The 15,847-nt window shown below is 41.6% G+C and carries 12 protein-coding genes and 1 pseudogene; 8 read left to right on the forward strand and 5 right to left on the reverse strand.

Annotated elements, in window-relative coordinates:
- Positions 1 to 428 precede the first annotated feature (428 nt).
- Positions 429 to 1,028 (forward strand): annotated as a pseudogene (locus VXM68_RS03760) (DUF6266 family protein); the annotation flags it as partial.
- 18 nt (positions 1,029 to 1,046) lie between these two features.
- Here the strand turns inward: VXM68_RS03760 and VXM68_RS03765 are convergent.
- The 3 genes from VXM68_RS03765 to nagA all read right to left on the reverse strand — a co-directional run bounded on the left by VXM68_RS03765 (position 1,047) and on the right by nagA (position 4,575).
- On the reverse strand, positions 1,047 to 1,601 hold the full coding sequence (locus VXM68_RS03765) for an acyl-CoA thioesterase (protein ID WP_367210493.1): 555 nt from the start codon (positions 1,599 to 1,601) through the stop codon (positions 1,047 to 1,049).
- A 147-nt stretch (positions 1,602 to 1,748) separates the two neighbouring features.
- Positions 1,749 to 3,374 carry a glycoside hydrolase family 10 protein gene (locus VXM68_RS03770; RefSeq protein WP_367210494.1) on the reverse strand — a complete coding sequence of 542 codons (1,626 nt, stop codon included), beginning with the start codon at positions 3,372 to 3,374 and terminating at the stop codon, positions 1,749 to 1,751.
- Between the two features lie 82 nt (positions 3,375 to 3,456).
- Complete coding sequence (gene nagA / locus VXM68_RS03775; protein ID WP_294348398.1) at positions 3,457 to 4,575, reverse strand: N-acetylglucosamine-6-phosphate deacetylase; 1,119 nt, start codon at positions 4,573 to 4,575, stop codon at positions 3,457 to 3,459.
- Between the two features lie 147 nt (positions 4,576 to 4,722).
- Here nagA and VXM68_RS03780 point away from each other — a divergent pair, with 147 nt between their 5' ends.
- The 5 genes from VXM68_RS03780 to VXM68_RS03800 all read left to right on the forward strand — a co-directional run bounded on the left by VXM68_RS03780 (position 4,723) and on the right by VXM68_RS03800 (position 11,315).
- Positions 4,723 to 4,854, forward strand: coding sequence for a DUF6728 family protein (locus VXM68_RS03780; protein ID WP_367210495.1), 132 nt, complete (start codon positions 4,723 to 4,725; stop codon positions 4,852 to 4,854).
- 13 nt (positions 4,855 to 4,867) lie between these two features.
- Positions 4,868 to 5,254, forward strand: coding sequence for a RidA family protein (locus tag VXM68_RS03785; protein ID WP_367210496.1), 387 nt, complete (start codon positions 4,868 to 4,870; stop codon positions 5,252 to 5,254).
- Positions 5,255 to 5,257: 3 nt separating this feature from the next.
- The gene (locus VXM68_RS03790) at positions 5,258 to 6,181 is read left to right on the forward strand and encodes an EamA family transporter (RefSeq protein ID WP_367210497.1); all 924 of its coding nucleotides are present in this window, start codon (positions 5,258 to 5,260) and stop codon (positions 6,179 to 6,181) included.
- 393 nt (positions 6,182 to 6,574) lie between these two features.
- Positions 6,575 to 9,634, forward strand: a complete 3,060-nt coding sequence (locus VXM68_RS03795) for a SusC/RagA family TonB-linked outer membrane protein (RefSeq protein WP_367210498.1) — start codon at positions 6,575 to 6,577, stop codon at positions 9,632 to 9,634.
- A gap of 10 nt (positions 9,635 to 9,644) precedes the next feature.
- Positions 9,645 to 11,315, forward strand: a complete 1,671-nt coding sequence (locus tag VXM68_RS03800; protein WP_367210499.1) for a RagB/SusD family nutrient uptake outer membrane protein — start codon at positions 9,645 to 9,647, stop codon at positions 11,313 to 11,315.
- A gap of 135 nt (positions 11,316 to 11,450) precedes the next feature.
- Here VXM68_RS03800 and VXM68_RS03805 read toward each other — a convergent pair whose 3' ends face one another.
- Positions 11,451 to 12,392, reverse strand: coding sequence for an AAA family ATPase (locus VXM68_RS03805; RefSeq protein WP_367210500.1), 942 nt, complete (start codon positions 12,390 to 12,392; stop codon positions 11,451 to 11,453).
- On the reverse strand, positions 12,362 to 12,643 hold the full coding sequence (locus tag VXM68_RS03810; protein ID WP_367210502.1) for an AAA family ATPase: 282 nt from the start codon (positions 12,641 to 12,643) through the stop codon (positions 12,362 to 12,364). Before VXM68_RS03810 ends, VXM68_RS03805 begins: the two co-directional genes overlap by 31 nt.
- Positions 12,644 to 12,851: 208 nt before the next feature.
- On the opposite strand from VXM68_RS03810, the gene VXM68_RS03815 reads away from it, so the two are divergent.
- Together VXM68_RS03815 and recG are read left to right on the forward strand one after the other, a co-directional pair.
- Complete coding sequence (locus VXM68_RS03815) at positions 12,852 to 13,565, forward strand: hypothetical protein (RefSeq protein ID WP_367210503.1); 714 nt, start codon at positions 12,852 to 12,854, stop codon at positions 13,563 to 13,565.
- Positions 13,566 to 13,601: 36 nt separating this feature from the next.
- A complete protein-coding gene (recG, locus tag VXM68_RS03820) occupies positions 13,602 to 15,707 on the forward strand; it encodes an ATP-dependent DNA helicase RecG (protein WP_367210504.1) in 2,106 nt (701 codons plus the stop codon).
- Positions 15,708 to 15,847: the final 140 nt, after the last annotated feature.

The raw sequence follows: 15,847 nt of genomic DNA on the forward strand, positions 1-15,847 counted from the left end.
GGTTTTTAGTTAGTTGTTAATAATTGCCCGTGACAGGAGGTTCCAGTCATCGGTTTCTTCAATTGCTACACAATAGTATGAAAAGCATCGTATTTATGCAAGTTTATGCGCAATTATTTAAAAAATAAAGACCAACAATCATATTAAAGCACAATACAATAACAAAAATGTTAGAAATGAGCCGCAAAATAGACACAAAAACGCACAGCTTAGCAAAATAAAAGCAAAATAGCTATTAAAAACTCCTAAAACATTTATTAAAAACATCCATTAGCCCCCTTTAACTGTATTTAACAACAAAAATACACACATAAACACAACAAAATCGACAATAGCATGCGTCATCCAATAATACCAGCTTCCGTACGCAAACGCTCCGTATCTACCTAATTTTGCATAACTAATAGAAACCAGTTTCGGGGAAAGCAGGATCGATAGTTTTTGTTACAAATGGAAACAAAAACTATGCAAGGGGCTTACCAAAGAAAAGCACAAAAAAGCCTACTGTGGATCAAATCCAATCTCGTTTACGGTTTTCTCTCATCCAAAAATTTAGCCCCTCAATGCTCTATTTATTACGGATCGGATTTAAAAACTATAACCCTAATAAAAATGCTTATAGCAGCGCCATGTCCTACAATCTTAATAATGCTATAGAAAAAACCGCAACGGGCTATGCCATCAACTTTGAAAACTTCCGTATTAGTAAAGGAATCCTTAATCCGATTATCTCCTATAGATTTGAGATAGATAAAGAGACAGAAACATTCACCCTCTTCTGGGATTATGACACAAAGCTGAGCGCAGCATCTGGCCTCAATACAAGCAGTTGTCGAGTAATTCTATCTGGTCCAGAAGAACTTGCATTTTCCAATGAGGGCATGAATACGCTTCTCCAACAAACACAAACGTTAAAACTTCAACGACAAGAGCATATCGGCACCTACCACATCTATGTGTTCTTCCATAAATCAGACGGAAGCGACGAATGTACAGACAGCAAATACCTGGGTACTATCGAATGGTAGCGAAGAGCCTTCAATCTGTTACGGAGCAAGATTGATCTGTACATCAAAGTGCTTCTGAATATAAGCTTGTTGCTCAGCAGAGTCTGTTTCCATGTCGTGAATGGCACGATCTCGTTCTTTGTCAACTTCCATCTTCACCACACAGCGGTAGAACCGAAATATGTCTTTTTCAGTCTCCAGTATTAACCTCGGTACGCGGGCTGGCCTTCCTGTTTCATCTTTGGCCACCATCGTAAAGTAGGAGGAATTACAATGTTTGGTTTCGCCCGTCTGAATGTTCATCGCTTCTACTCGAATACCACCTTCCATAGAAGAGTTGCCCACATAATTCACTGAAGCGATCAAGGTGACGAGTTCGCCCACTTCAATAGGCTTCAAAAAATCCACTTTGCCAACCGAAGCTGTTACACAATAGTGCGCTGAAAATTTAGAAGCGACAGCAAAAGCGATCTGATCCATCAAGGACAAAATATAGCCCCCGTGAATTTTACCGCCAAAATTAGCATTGGATGGCAACATCAGCTGTGACATCCGAATCACCGAGTCGCTTACGGTTTTATAGATCTCTTCCATACCTATAAATGTAACTCGGATCGGTTACAATTCAAAGCAAAACATTGACAACTTCGTAAACACAGGTAGCGATAGTTAATTTCTCAAAAAAGGGATATCCGTAATACAGATATCCCTTTTCTTTAATCCTGATGGTATGGAAACCACTTATTTTATATGCTCAGCAGCATACGGTCCTTCATTACTCAGACGATCGACAGCTTTTACCGCAACATACTGAAGCTTTTTGTTGTTCGATGTCATTGGGATCTCTTTACTCGTGACTCCAGGATCCAAAATCTCGTATTGCCATACCCCTCCATAGTTAAGATACAACACCCATTTTGCAACCTGATCAATTTGCTGATGCTGCCATTTCGCAAAGATATTGCCCCCTTGAGGAGTCAGTAGCAAAGTCGGTTTCAACAAAGGATTTGCATTCAACCAAGGACTTGTTGGCACCAGCGCTTTCACCTGGTAGGGTCCATTAACCAAAGCCTGTGTCATGGCCGGGTTTTTGGTCAGTCCTGCCAAACTCCAGTGGATCACACCCTCCCGATTATCAGGCAATAGTGTACGTGCAGCCTCTACTTGATTCACAATTTCTTGAACATATTCTGTCCCGCGCTTGCCCACAGTATTGATACCAGGCCAAAGGTGGCGTCCCAAGGTATTTTCACTTTCCCACCATTTTAACAGCGCGGTATAACTCTGCTTAGCGGGTTGTATTGGCCAATACAATTGGGGTGCAAAATAGTCGATCCAACCTTTGTTCAACCATAATTTAGCATCCGCATAAAGCATATCATACTGACTCGATCCTTGGATTCCTGCCGGATAGCCTGGTTTCCAGATGCCGAACGGGCTGATCCCAAATTTGACAAAATTCTTCTCCTTTTTAATATCTCTATAGATACGCTCGATAAAGGTGTTTACACTATTTCTCCGGAAGTCACCTCGGGAAAGCGTGCCCCCATTACGTTTGTATTCATTGTAACTATCCATATCTGGAAAATCCTGCCCACCATTATATTCAGCATAAGGATAGAAGTAATCGTCAAAATGTACGCCATCGATATCATAACGTTTAACAATATCCATTACCACGCGAGCAGCATGGTCCTGCGTAGATTGTTTGGATGGGTCAAACCAGTAATATCCTTGTTTCAGTTTGACAACAGATTCGGGCATTTTGCGCGCCATAGAGGCTGAGGTAACAGGGCCACCAGCAGTATGGTGCGCGCGGTAAGGGTTTAGCCAAACGTGAAGCTCGATCCCTCTTTTATGAGCCTGTTCTACCCAGAAATCAAGAGGATCATAATAAGGGGATGGCGCCTGCCCTTCTGTTCCTGTCAAAAAATATGACCAAGGCTCTAAATCACTTTTATAAAATGCATCTGCTGATGGACGCACCTGAAAAATTACTGCATTAAAATTATTATTTTTCAAGAAATCTAAAATGCCGATCGCTTCCTGTTGCTGCTGTGCTGTACTCAGGTTATTTTTGCTCGGCCAATTGATATTGGCAACAGAGGCCACCCAAGCTGCACGAAACTCACGGGGTAAAGCTGGGAGATTGACGACAATTTCCTTCTTTTTCTCTGCAACTGGCTGCGCTTTTGTCTCAACTGTATTTTTCACCCGTTCGCGCTTAGGTAATGTGGGAGGATCCTTTTTTACAATTTCGACATTGGTCGTTGTGGTGTTGACAGGCTCGTGTTTCTTATTTTTCTTGGATGAACAAGAAGATAAAACAAAAAGTGCTGTCGCTAAAAATAATAGGGAACGTTTCATCAATCTATAGAATAGTGTTTTTTCAAAATAACGAACGAAGATACATATAATATTAGTCAATCTTGGACAATCGGCCAATCTTCTACGAAATGGATGAGCGCTTTAACTCGCCTTTAAAGATCACCTTTTTCAGCTGAAAGTCGTCATTAAAGACAATGACATTTGCTATGCTTCCTGCATTTAGATTTCCGATATCCGCTCGCTTTAGCAGGTTTGCCGGATACACCGTAGCCATTCGGATCGCTTCATCGAGTGGTATACCCACCTTTTGCACGGCATTTTTTACCCCCTCCAGCAAGGAGATTGCAGCCCCTGAAATGGTCCCGTCCGGCAATGAATAATACCCGTCGTTCAATACATGCTGGTATATATCTTTATCACAAGCGGCTACAGCATCTGTAATCATAAACAGACGGGCTCCCATCTGACTCTTTGCAATTTTCACGGCTTCAAAGCTTACGTGATGTCCGTCGACAATAATACTTGCTTTGGCAGTCGGATGATTAAAAATTGCGCCGACCAAACCTACTTCGCGATGATGCAAGGGCGACATGGCATTAAACAGGTGGGTGCTTGTTGGAATCCCCAAATCATAACCATGGGTACCTTCCTTAGAAGTAGCATCACTATGTCCAGCACTGAGCAGCAAATCGTAGCTCTGTAAGTGCTGTAACACATCGTCCGCTATACATTCAGGTGCTATGGTCATCATCTTGACAACCTGATTTCCTGCCAAAAGATCGTCAATCTTTTCCTTCGTAGGCTCGATAATTAATTCCGCAGGATGCGCACCCCGTTTTTTAGGATTCAAGAAAGGACCTTCTAGATGTAGCCCTAAAAATGCATCGTGCCGGAAGCCTTCTGCCACCCGAATGGCATCCTTAAATATAGGAATGGTATTCGTCGCCAGGGTCATCATAAAAGAAGTCGTGCCTTTACCGACCAAGCCCTCTGCGATGCGTTCCAAAGAGGCTACACTACGCTCGGCGGAATACAAGTCCGATCCGTCGCCATAGAGTTGCAGATCGATCAGTCCTGCACAAATATTACACCCATTGACTGGATAACTGGTATAATCCAGAGGCACGTCATGCTTATCAACAATTGCGGCAATTTTACCTTCATTAATCAGTAATGCTTTTTCTTCAACGATCGCCTCACCAGTATATATCTTACCTCCAATTAACGCTAGCTTATTCATAGATTTTTATTTCGTTTACCAAATTACCAAAATTCGAAAATATACTGTCCCTTGTAAACGATTTGTTTCACAGTCTAAAAAAAAGTAAGCTCAAAGTTTTTGATTTTTTCATTTTAACTTTCTAAATTACTGTTGTAACTTAGTTCCATGTACTTATTTAGAAAGCGCAATGCAGAACGCCCGACGAATGGGAATATAAAAGCCATGCATATTGTTAATGCAACGGCCATTATTGTCTTTTTATTGGGACTGATCTACAAAATATTTTTTACTTCCTAAACACTGTAATTCCATGTCAAAAAAAGAAATCTTAAATACGGACAAAGCTCCGGCTGCAATAGGACCCTATAATCAGGCAATTAAAGCTGGCAATACATTATATGTCTCTGGGCAAATCCCACTGGTTCCTGAAACAATGGAGTTAATTGTATCTGGTATAAAAGACGAGGCGCATCAGGTACTGAAAAATATCGAAGCTATCCTGACAAATGCTGGATATACTTTTAAAGATGTTGTCAAAGCATCCATTTTCCTAAGCGATATGGACAATTTTGCCTTAGTCAATGAAGTCTATGCGGAATATTTTAAAGAAGCCCAGCCAGCCCGGGAATGTGTTGCGGTAAAAACATTGCCAAAGCATGTAAATGTCGAGATTTCAGTCATTGCGTGGAAAGATTAGTCCGTGGAAAATAGCAACGAAACAGCAAGCCGCGGAAAATATCTTTTCGCGGCTTTTTTGGCTCCCTTTATTTGGGGATTTATGTCCATACCTGTACGGTGGATACGCGGCTATCCTGCCGAAGATATCCTGTATTTTAGAATTATTACCGCCCTATTGGTCCTTTGGGTATACCTGCTTATTTTCCGAAGAAAAATGCTTGTAGCTGATATTCGTAAATTTGGACTTCTATCACGGGCAGACAAGCTCCGTCAAACGGGACTTATGATTCTCGCCTCCGCGCTGATCTTTGGGAACTGGTTTACTTACATCTATGCAGTAAACCATGTCAGCATTCAATCCGCCGCATTGGCCTATCTGACCTGCCCCCTAATTACCGCGGCAGGAGCCTATCTCATGCTCAAGGAGAAATTGACTGGATGGCAAAAAATTGCACTTTTCATTGCTTTCAGCAGCGTATGTCTACTGGCAAGAGGTTCATTGAATGATGTGCTATGGGCTATTACTATCGCATCCTGTTACGCATTTTATCTGATCGTGCAACGGGTATCGACAGGCTTTGACAAGCTCAATCAATTGGTTCTTCAACTCAGTATATGTGCATTGTGTGTGATACCCAAACTCATCTATAATCATCACACCATCCCTAACGAGCCCCTGTTTTGGGGCACCATAGTGCTTATCGCATCTCTGTTTACGGTCATCCCTCTTTTTTTGAGTATGTATGCCCTCATAGGGATTTCATCCACCACGACTGGCGTTCTTTTGTATATTAATCCACTAATCGCATTTACTTTGGCAGCGACCTACTTTCAAGAACCTGTACAGCCAATAAAATATATCGCATACGGTATCATCTTTATTGCTATCATCCTATTTAATGCTGCAAACATTAAACAGGCTTTTACCAGACCATCCCGAGTTTAAGCACAACGCCCCACTAAATACACATTTTTGGCTATGGAAGGGATGCCAGATGGTATAGACACAAAAAAAATGACAAACCACACATAACACTGACTAATAGAAAATTACAAACAAAAAAACGTTCATACGAAACATTTGCATCGCATAAAATTTTTGAATTTTGTCCAACAATAGTAAATTAGACTTTTATTAAGGGAAATCACACCGCTTTTTCTTCCTATAAATTAGGTATTGAATAGCTTATACTATTAAAAAATAATCATTTATTTCGCCCCTCGATTATTCAATATCTCTTCTTCTAACCAAAATGCTAAATGGAATTAGCCCACTCCATTAGAACTTCACCGTTATGAAAATACGTATATAAAAAACTGAATATAACACATATACTATATGAATAACAAATTATACTCTACTTTGAGAGTGTTGGGTATTGTTCCGACAATGCTTTTTTCAGCATCCTTATTGCATGCGCAAACCAACCAGATAAAGGGAACGGTTGTTGACGCTAAAACCAAAGCCCCTATTCCAGGCGCCACAATTAAAGTACTGGGCACTTCCAATGCAAGTTCTACGGATGTAAAAGGCGCATTTCAGATCAATGTCGACGAGAAGAATCGCATATTAAACATTAGTACAGTCGGTTACGAAAACAAAACGGTAACATTGGGCCCTGGAGAAACGACAGTAACTGTAAGTTTAGAAGAACAAACACAGCAGTTGGAAAGTGTCGTGGTCACCGCTCTAGGTATTAGCCGTGCACAGAAATCATTAACATACTCTACGCAACAGGTCAATGGGGACGAATTGAACAAAGTCAAAAGTACCAACTTGGCGAATAATTTAAACGGTAAAGTAGCCGGCGTTAATATTGCCTCCAGCTCTTCTGGACCAGGTGGCTCGGCGAAAGTTATTTTGCGTGGTAACAAGTCGGCCTCTGGCAACAACCAAGTACTTTATGTTGTCGATGGGGTCCCAATCAATAACCAGACATTGGCCAGTCAGCCAGACAACGTGTTCGGTGGACAACGTGATGGTGGCGATCCTATTTCATTGATCAACCCTGAAGATATCGAAAACATCTCTGTATTAAAAGGAGCATCTGCGGCGGCATTATATGGTAGCCAAGCAGCCAATGGCGTTATCTTGGTCACAACAAAATCAGGTAAACAAGGTCGCACAACGATCAACTTCTCATCAAGTGCACAGATCGAACAGGCTGTATCGACACCTAAATTCCAAAACCAATATGGTCAAGGTTCGGGTGGAAAAAACAGTAATACCAGTGTGTTTAGCTGGGGCGACAAAACGAATGGCGCCAACTATGATAATGTAGGTGAATTTTTCCGTACCGGTAGCAACTTCACCAATTCATTGACATTGTCCGGAGGTAACGAAAAAAATCAAACGTACTTCTCTTATGCTAATACACTGGCAAAAGGTATTCTTCCAGAAAACGACCTGATGCGTCATAACTTCAATCTCAAGGAAAGTGCTTCATTTTTTGATAATAGGTTGACCGTTGAAGGAAGCGCCAATTATATTACACAAAAATTGGATAATGCCCCTAGTTCAGGATTTTATTATAACCCACTGGTAGGAACTTATTTGTTACCGCGCAGCTTAAATATTGCGGATTTTAAAAATTACGAAACGTTCAATCCAAGCCGCAATCTGAACGAACAAAACTGGTTCAGCCTAAGTGATAGTCCCACAACACAACAGAATCCATGGTGGATCGTCAACAGGAATCCAACAAGCTCTACCCGCAACCGCTTGCTTTTAAACGGTAGTGCAAAATATAAAGTAGCGCCATGGATCAGTATTCAGGCTAGGGGAAGCGTCGATCGCACCTCAGAGGTTTGGGACCGTAAAGTCTATGCGAGCACACCAAATCCCCTTGGAAAAGTAAATGGTAATTACAATTATACAAATACCACCATTACACAACAATACGGTGATGTCGTTGCCAACATGAACTTTAATGTCACCGATAAGTTTCAGATCACAGGATTGGTCGGAACAAGTATCACCGACTGGAAAACCGAAGGTGTGGATTTTAATACAGGTATTGACGGGTTAAAAATCCCAAATCAATTCTTTATCCAAAATACGACAACGCCTGTCACCTCCACATTATCGGCTAATCGTAGACAGTTACAATCGGTATTTGCATCAGCAAACTTAGCCTACGACAACTGGATTTATTTGGATCTGACTGCAAGGAATGACTGGTCCAGTACATTAGCTTTCACAGGTACAAAGTCTTTCTTCTACCCCTCTGCAGGATTGGGCATCGTATTGAATGACAAATTAAACTTACCTGAGTTTGTGAATATGGCCAAGATTCGTGGTTCGTATGCAGTAGTGGGGAATGATTTACCTCCTTACACCAGTTTATTAACGAACACGGTTAATCCATACGCTGTATTGACAGTAAATGACATTGCGTTCTTGAAAACATTAAAGCCCGAAAAAACGAAATCTTTTGAAATTGGTACAGAATGGCGCATGTGGAATAACCGTTTGAATGTGGATGTTACGTATTACAAAACAAACACAACGAACCAGTTCTTCAAAGTCGCTGCTAGCCAAGCTTCGTTAAACCAACAGTATGCGATTAATGCGGGTGACATTCAAAACCAAGGGGTAGAAGCATTGGTATCGTTGGATGCGATCAAAAATGAGGATTTCAAATGGACAACAAGTGTCAACTTCACCTACAATAAAAACAAGATAAAAAAGCTAGCTGATGCTGTTCCTGAGTTTAGTTTAACTGGTGAAAATCAAAATAACTTTGCTTCCAAACTTGAGGTAGGTGGTTCTTTTGGCGATATCTATGGACAGGATTTTGTACGGGATGCTGAAGGAAGGATTATTATTTCAGAAGATGGTATTCCTCAAAAAACCAATGCTTATACTAAGCTTGGAAATTCGAATCCAATTTGGCAAATGGGTTGGAACAATAGTTTCAATTACAAAAACTTCAATTTAAGTTTCTTGATTGACGGCAAGTTTAATTACGAGGTAATGTCAATTACACAATCTGTGATGGATGGTTATGGCGTATCAGAAGCAACTGGAGCCGCTCGTGCAAATGGTGGAGTTGCCGTAAACGGTGTTACACCGAATGGAACTCCTGTTGCTGTCGTCGATGCAGAGAAATGGTACACATCAACGGGTGGTATAGGTCCTGTCAGTAGCCAATACATCTACGATGGAACGGTTGTGAGACTGCGCGAATTAACTTTCGGCTATGACTTCAATATCAAAGATAGTTTCTTCAAAAAACTACGCGTCAATGCTGTAGGAAGAAACCTATTCTACATTTCGAAAAAAGCACCATTCGACCCTGAAGTAACGATGTCAACAGGCAATTCGCTGAGTGGTGTAGATATCTTTATGATGCCTGCAACCCGCAATTACGGACTTACACTAAATGCAACTTTCTAAACGATCAACAATGAATTTTAATATCAAATATATATCCAAATTCTCCTTGGCCATGTTACTTCTTGGAGCAACAATGACCAGCTGTACAAAGAATTTTGAGGATTACAACAAAAATAATATTGGGCTTACCGATGAAGATTTAAAGGGGGACGGACAAGATCTTGTGCTTTTTTTAAAAAATGCACAGATGTCTATTTACAATTTTTCCGGTGCGGGAGATCCCAACTCTTATCAAGTACAACAAAACCTGAATGCAGACGTTTTTTCGGGCTACTTCATGTCTCCTACGCCGTTTAATAGCGGTCAGAACAACCTGAATTATGCTATGGTGAACGGCTGGAATGGTGAACCATTTAAAGTGCTTTATCTTAACGTTATTAAATCCATTGAAAAATTAAAAAGCAATGGCCTTGCAGAGACCTATCCAGCACTATGGGGTTCGGCATTGGTCATCAAAGTGGAAGCGGCGAGCCGTGTTACAGATATCTATGGACCTATTCCATATAGTAAAGTAGGCACCTCCAACACCGTTCCATACGACAAACAATCCGATGTATATGCTGCTTTCTTTAAAGAGCTCGATGAGGCTGTAACCGCATTGAAATCATACAAAGCGGATAGCCCAATGGCGGCTAAAATCGACCAGATCGATCTTGTATTTCCGAATACAGATAATCAGGTCAGATTTGCAAATTGGTTGAAAATTGCCAATTCACTGCGCCTGCGTTTGGCAATGCGTTTGGTTAAAGTCGATGCTGCTTTAGCAAAAACACAAGCTGAGAAAGCACTGGATCCGGCAAATGGTGGTGTATTGGAAAGCAACAGCGAAAACTTCAAGATTACTATACCGGCGGATGGAACGTATAGCAACCCACTTTGGTTTATTTCCCAAAACTGGGCCGACACACGGATCAACGCATCACTTTCATCCTATATGGTTGGATTAAAAGATCCTCGTCTTCCGAAATATATGTCACCCGTTACTAAAGATGCATCAACAACGGCTTTTGCTGGTCAATACATCGGTATCCGCACAGGTGCGGACGGTATCGAAAAAGACAAATACCAAAAGCTATCGGCATTGAATACCGAAGGTACAACACCAACTTTCGTGGCAACAACAGCACCGGTATTAATGACCGCAGCTGAGGTTTACTTCCTTCGTGCGGAAGCAGCATTGAGAGGTTGGAACAATGCCGGTGGAACAGCGCAATCACTTTATGAAAAAGGAGTGGAAACTTCCTTTACTCAATGGGGTGTAACATCAGGATTGAGCACTTACCTCAATGATAATACCAGTAAGGCTGCAGCTTACAAAGATCCTTTCAATGCGAAGAATAACGCTGATTCACCAAGTGCTCTTACAGTAAAATGGGATGATGCAGCTTCTAACGAAGTAAAACTGGAACGTATTATCACCCAAAAATGGTTGGCGATCTTCCCTGAAGGACAAGAGGCTTGGAGTGAATTCCGCCGTACGGGATATCCACGTCTATTCCCAGTTGTTGTCAACAATAGCGGTGGACTGATCGATACTAAAATACAGATCCGTCGTTTACCGTTCCCACAAAATGAATACAATACAAATGCAGCTGAAGTACAATCTGCAATCTCCTTGTTGGGCGGACCTGACAACGGCGGTACCAGACTTTGGTGGGATGTAAATAAGGGTAATTTCTAATCAAGAGATCATCCGGGATAAATTCTCAAACGGGGCTATTCAAGTTTTGAATAGCCCCGTTTTTATATAATTTTTACTGTCCTGTTCAACGCAAGATCCCAATGTGGGAAGCGGGTCAATGATCCAGCGGGAATACTAATATAAAAATCCGAATAACCATAGCGGAATCTTTGCGCCAAAACCTGTTTCTATACCATCTGCCGCAATCAAGTAACGATCGGTATCTCGAACCTGCTGACTACCTTTATTTTTACCGCCCACTTCGATATGAACCTGCTCGACTAAAAAGTCTCCAGTCTGCGGTACGGATACTTCCAGCCCTGCATGAAGCAATTGATTCAATAAAAAAGTTTCCCGTAGATTTCCTTGGTTTGGATCTGGGTGAATTGCATAAGAAAGGTTGGTATTTTCCAAGAAAAGTTTGTCCGGCTTTTGTAGCCGCGATACGCCTTTCCCTTGTGCGGATAAAACATTTAAGAGTCCTGCGTCCTTCAATTGATAGATGTATTCTAATATGCGATCTCTGGAGATATCCATTTTGGCTGCTAAGGCGGAAATATTAGGCTTGAAAGGAGCGGATTCTGCTATTACTGCTAATAAGCGTTTTACTTTCACAGCCGTACCAGCATTGTAGGATGCAATGTAAGCAAGATCAATATCAACGACCGCATCTATAATTTGCTCTAGTTTAGGCAAATATTCGTTTTCACCTTCGGTAAATACAGGCAGATAACCCGATCGCAAATACTTTGCAAATAGTGGCAGCGGTCTTATGGAGGAAGTAATATTCACACTGATCTCGCGATGTTGCTTTTGAATGTCTTCAAATGTTATCGGAGAGAATGAGGCCACTCCCGAGAACTGGAGATATTCCCTAAAAGAAAGTCCTGCCAATGTATAGCTCACCACTCGCCTGCTTAAATCGGCTTGACCACGATAGATGTCTAAAGCCGATGATGCCGAAAATATAACGCGCATACCGGGAATCCCATCATAAATATTTTTGAGTTCCCTGGACCAGTTAGGATACTTATGTACTTCATCAATCAGAAGGAGTTGCCCCCCTGTTGATACCAATCCATTGCGGTATCTAATAAACTATGGTTGTAAAACCAGGTATGATCAGCGGTAATATAGAGACTTTTATCTTTTAATGCGCCCAGATCATATTTCATATGCTGCAATAAAATCGTCGTCTTACCTGCCCCACGTGCACCTTTGATCCCTATCATCCGTTGATTCCAGTTAATTTTTTCATGAATGTATCTCCTGAAATCATTGTTGATGCCCTGCAAAAGAATATCTTGAAAATTGATCAAAGTTTCCATATTGTCGTTTCTTTATTACAAAAATAACTAAATTTTGTTGTTTTAAAACTACATTTTTACCAACATATTGTTGTTTCAAACCTACAATCTAAGGAAAATTATGCGCAATAGAGTTCAAAATCAAATTTCTCTTAACAAAAATTTAGTGGAGATCTTGTAGCAGAAATCAAAAACTACCCGTTTAGTTAAAAAACCAAAAAAACCAAACATGAAGAAAGCAATCTTTATACTCCCGATTATTGGATTTATACTTTTCCTTGCCTGTTCGAAAGACAATTCTAAATCTTACGAGTATTGGAATGAGCAAGTCAATGCAAAAGCCAAGGAACTTAACACGTTGCTTGAATCTGTTCCCTGTACAAATATTGAAGAGTTTGAAATTGTACAGCATCCATATTATACATATTTCCTCGTGCATTCTTCACTAAAAAACCAATTCGAAAAATTGAAGCTCGAATTAGATCATTATCAAGATGAGCGAAATAAAGCAGTTGAACGTGAAGGTATATTTACTCCAGTGCTCCAAAACTCATTTATGCCAGCTCCCAATCCGCCGCTGGGAAAATATTGTCATAATGGTAAAGCGAAGCTCCGGTTTGCAAACGATCTATCCCTTGCGGAAATCAATATAGAACTTCCCAAACGATACAAGGAGCTGCAAGAGTTCTATAAAGATGTGTCCTGTTCGAATCCAAACGATTGGACCAGCTATTTTTTACGCACAGGCTGCTGTATGGAAGGAATTGCGGTACACAAAACCATTCGATCAACCGAGATGAAAGAAAAAATAGCGCTCTATAACCGTCTCATGGAGAACAAGCTGCGTTTGGAGAAAACAACCTGTCAAGGCGGCTGTGCAAATATGGCCAGACCAGTTCAATGCAAGGATGGAAAACCTTTTGTAGAAGTATATAAATCGTAAAAATTAAATTTTTCGTAATTTAGCCATTCAAGAAGAATGGCTGAATTAAGTTTAATTACCCCCATAGAATACCTCAAAGGTGTAGGTCCACAAAAAGCAGATGTACTCAAAAAAGAGCTACAGGTGTTTACCATTGGTGATCTATTGACGCAATATCCTTTCCGTTATATCGACCGTACGGAGTTTCATAAAATCCGGAAACTTCATCCCGATATGATGGCGGCACAGGTACTGGGGCGATTGGTTTCGCTACAACTCGTGGGCGAGAAAAAAACGAAACGTCTTGTCGGTTCTTTCAAAGACGAAACGGGCTCCATGGAATTGGTCTGGTTCCAGTCCATCCCATGGCTCCAAAAATCATTAAAAGTCGGCTCAGCCTATATTATTTACGGCAAGCCGAGCGAATTCAATGGGCAGCTTTCCATTACGCATCCCGAAATGGATTTATATAATCCGCAGGTTAAACAGATCGGTAACATGAGTTTACAGCCGGTGTATTCGTCGACAGAAAAACTCAAAAAGTTCAATCTAGATACCAAAGGGATCCAACGCTTGCAGCAAACTGCATTGGAAACCGTATTCCGTAGTATTGATGAATCGCTTCCCCAGAATGTGCTTGCTAAACATGGCCTCATTTCCAGGCAACAGGCGTTCGCTTCCATCCATTTTCCAAGCGATCAAAAGGAGCTGAACCAAGCCATCAAACGCATCAAATTTGAAGAGCTATTCTTTATTCAGCTCAAGCTGCTCAACAACAAGCAGCTGAATACACAGAAATTCAGAGGCCAGCGGTTCAATAAAGTCGGTGAAAAATTCAACACGTTCTTTAATGAACGTCTTCCATTCCCTTTGACAGGAGCGCAAAAGCGCGTTGTGAAGGAAATCCGTATGGATACCAATACAGGTGCACAGATGAACCGCCTGGTACAGGGCGATGTTGGATCCGGGAAAACGGTTGTTGCCCTCATGAGCATGTTGCTTGCTGTCGACAATGGATTTCAGGCCTGTATGATGGCTCCGACAGAAATCTTGGCGACCCAGCATTATCATGGACTTAAAGATCTTGTTGGCGACGATATTGTTACGATAAAGCTTCTCACTGGCTCCACTAGTACGAAAGAACGCCGTTTGATCCACCAGGCACTGGAAGATGGCAGCTTAAATATTTTAATTGGCACCCACGCCCTAATCGAGGACAAGGTAAAATTCAACAACCTGGGCTTCGTTGTTATTGACGAGCAGCACCGTTTTGGTGTAGAACAGCGGGCCAAACTCTGGCGCAAGAATGTCATTCCACCACACATGCTGGTCATGACAGCAACACCAATTCCACGGACATTGGCGATGACCATGTACGGCGACTTGGACATCTCCGTGATAGACGAATTACCTGCGGGGCGTAAACCCATCAAGACTGTCCACTTTTTTGAAAGTTCGCGTTTGCGAATGTTTGGTTTTATGCGTGAGGAGATTGCCAAAGGCAGGCAGGTTTATGTAGTGTACCCGCTCATTAAGGAAAGCGAAAAACTTGATCTGATATATTTAGAAGCAGGACTAGAAAATTTGCAACGCGAATTTCCGCTACCTCAATACAAGATCAGCATTGTTCATGGTAAAATGCCCGTAAAAGATAAGGACTTTGAGATGCAGCGCTTTGTCAAACACGAAACGCAGATCATGGTTGCTACCACCGTTATTGAGGTCGGCGTGAATGTTCCCAATGCCTCGGTCATGGTCATTGAAAATTCCGAACGTTTTGGGCTATCCCAGCTGCACCAATTGCGTGGCCGAGTGGGCCGTGGTGCTGAACAGTCTTTCTGTATCCTGATGTCGGGGAATAAACTAAGCAAAGAAGGACGATTAAGGCTGGATACCATGGTGCGCACCAACGATGGATTTGAAATTGCAGAAGTGGATCTGCAGCTTCGTGGGCCGGGCGATATATCCGGGACACAGCAGTCGGGTGTGCTTGACCTTAAAATGGCCAATCTGGCCACCGATCAAGCGTTGCTAACGGAATGCCGTAACACCGTCATTGAAATCTTCAACGAAGATCCAACACTCCAGAGCGAAAAAAATCAGTTGCTCCGAAGCTTCCTCGCAAGAAAATCAGATGGCATTGCCTGGGACAAGATTTCTTAACCGCATGTCATTTTCGAAATAAAAAACGGGGCCAACAAATAAACTAATAACGTATTTAAGTGAATAAACAGAGCGCAGTGGAATCTTAAGGCCGATTATCAACATACATAGGATACGAATTGGTATTAATTAGCGTTTGA

The organism is Sphingobacterium sp. R2, assembly GCF_040760075.1.
Classification (GTDB): domain Bacteria; phylum Bacteroidota; class Bacteroidia; order Sphingobacteriales; family Sphingobacteriaceae; genus Sphingobacterium.

Bases quoted from the DNA above. Each gene is read 5' to 3' on its own strand.
- VXM68_RS03780 (WP_367210495.1), top strand. From the start codon at position 4,723: ATGTACTTATTTAGAAAGCGCAATGCAGAACGCCCGACGAATGGGAAT.
- VXM68_RS03795 (WP_367210498.1), top strand. From the start codon at position 6,575: ATGAATAACAAATTATACTCTACTTTGAGAGTGTTGGGTATTGTTCCG.
- VXM68_RS03815 (WP_367210503.1), top strand. From the start codon at position 12,852: ATGAAGAAAGCAATCTTTATACTCCCGATTATTGGATTTATACTTTTC.
- VXM68_RS03785 (WP_367210496.1), top strand. From the start codon at position 4,868: ATGTCAAAAAAAGAAATCTTAAATACGGACAAAGCTCCGGCTGCAATA.
- recG (WP_367210504.1), top strand. From the start codon at position 13,602: ATGGCTGAATTAAGTTTAATTACCCCCATAGAATACCTCAAAGGTGTA.
- VXM68_RS03810 (WP_367210502.1), bottom strand. From the start codon at position 12,643: ATGGAAACTTTGATCAATTTTCAAGATATTCTTTTGCAGGGCATCAAC.
- VXM68_RS03770 (WP_367210494.1), bottom strand. From the start codon at position 3,374: ATGAAACGTTCCCTATTATTTTTAGCGACAGCACTTTTTGTTTTATCT.
- VXM68_RS03765 (WP_367210493.1), bottom strand. From the start codon at position 1,601: ATGGAAGAGATCTATAAAACCGTAAGCGACTCGGTGATTCGGATGTCA.
- nagA (WP_294348398.1), bottom strand. From the start codon at position 4,575: ATGAATAAGCTAGCGTTAATTGGAGGTAAGATATATACTGGTGAGGCG.
- VXM68_RS03800 (WP_367210499.1), top strand. From the start codon at position 9,645: ATGAATTTTAATATCAAATATATATCCAAATTCTCCTTGGCCATGTTA.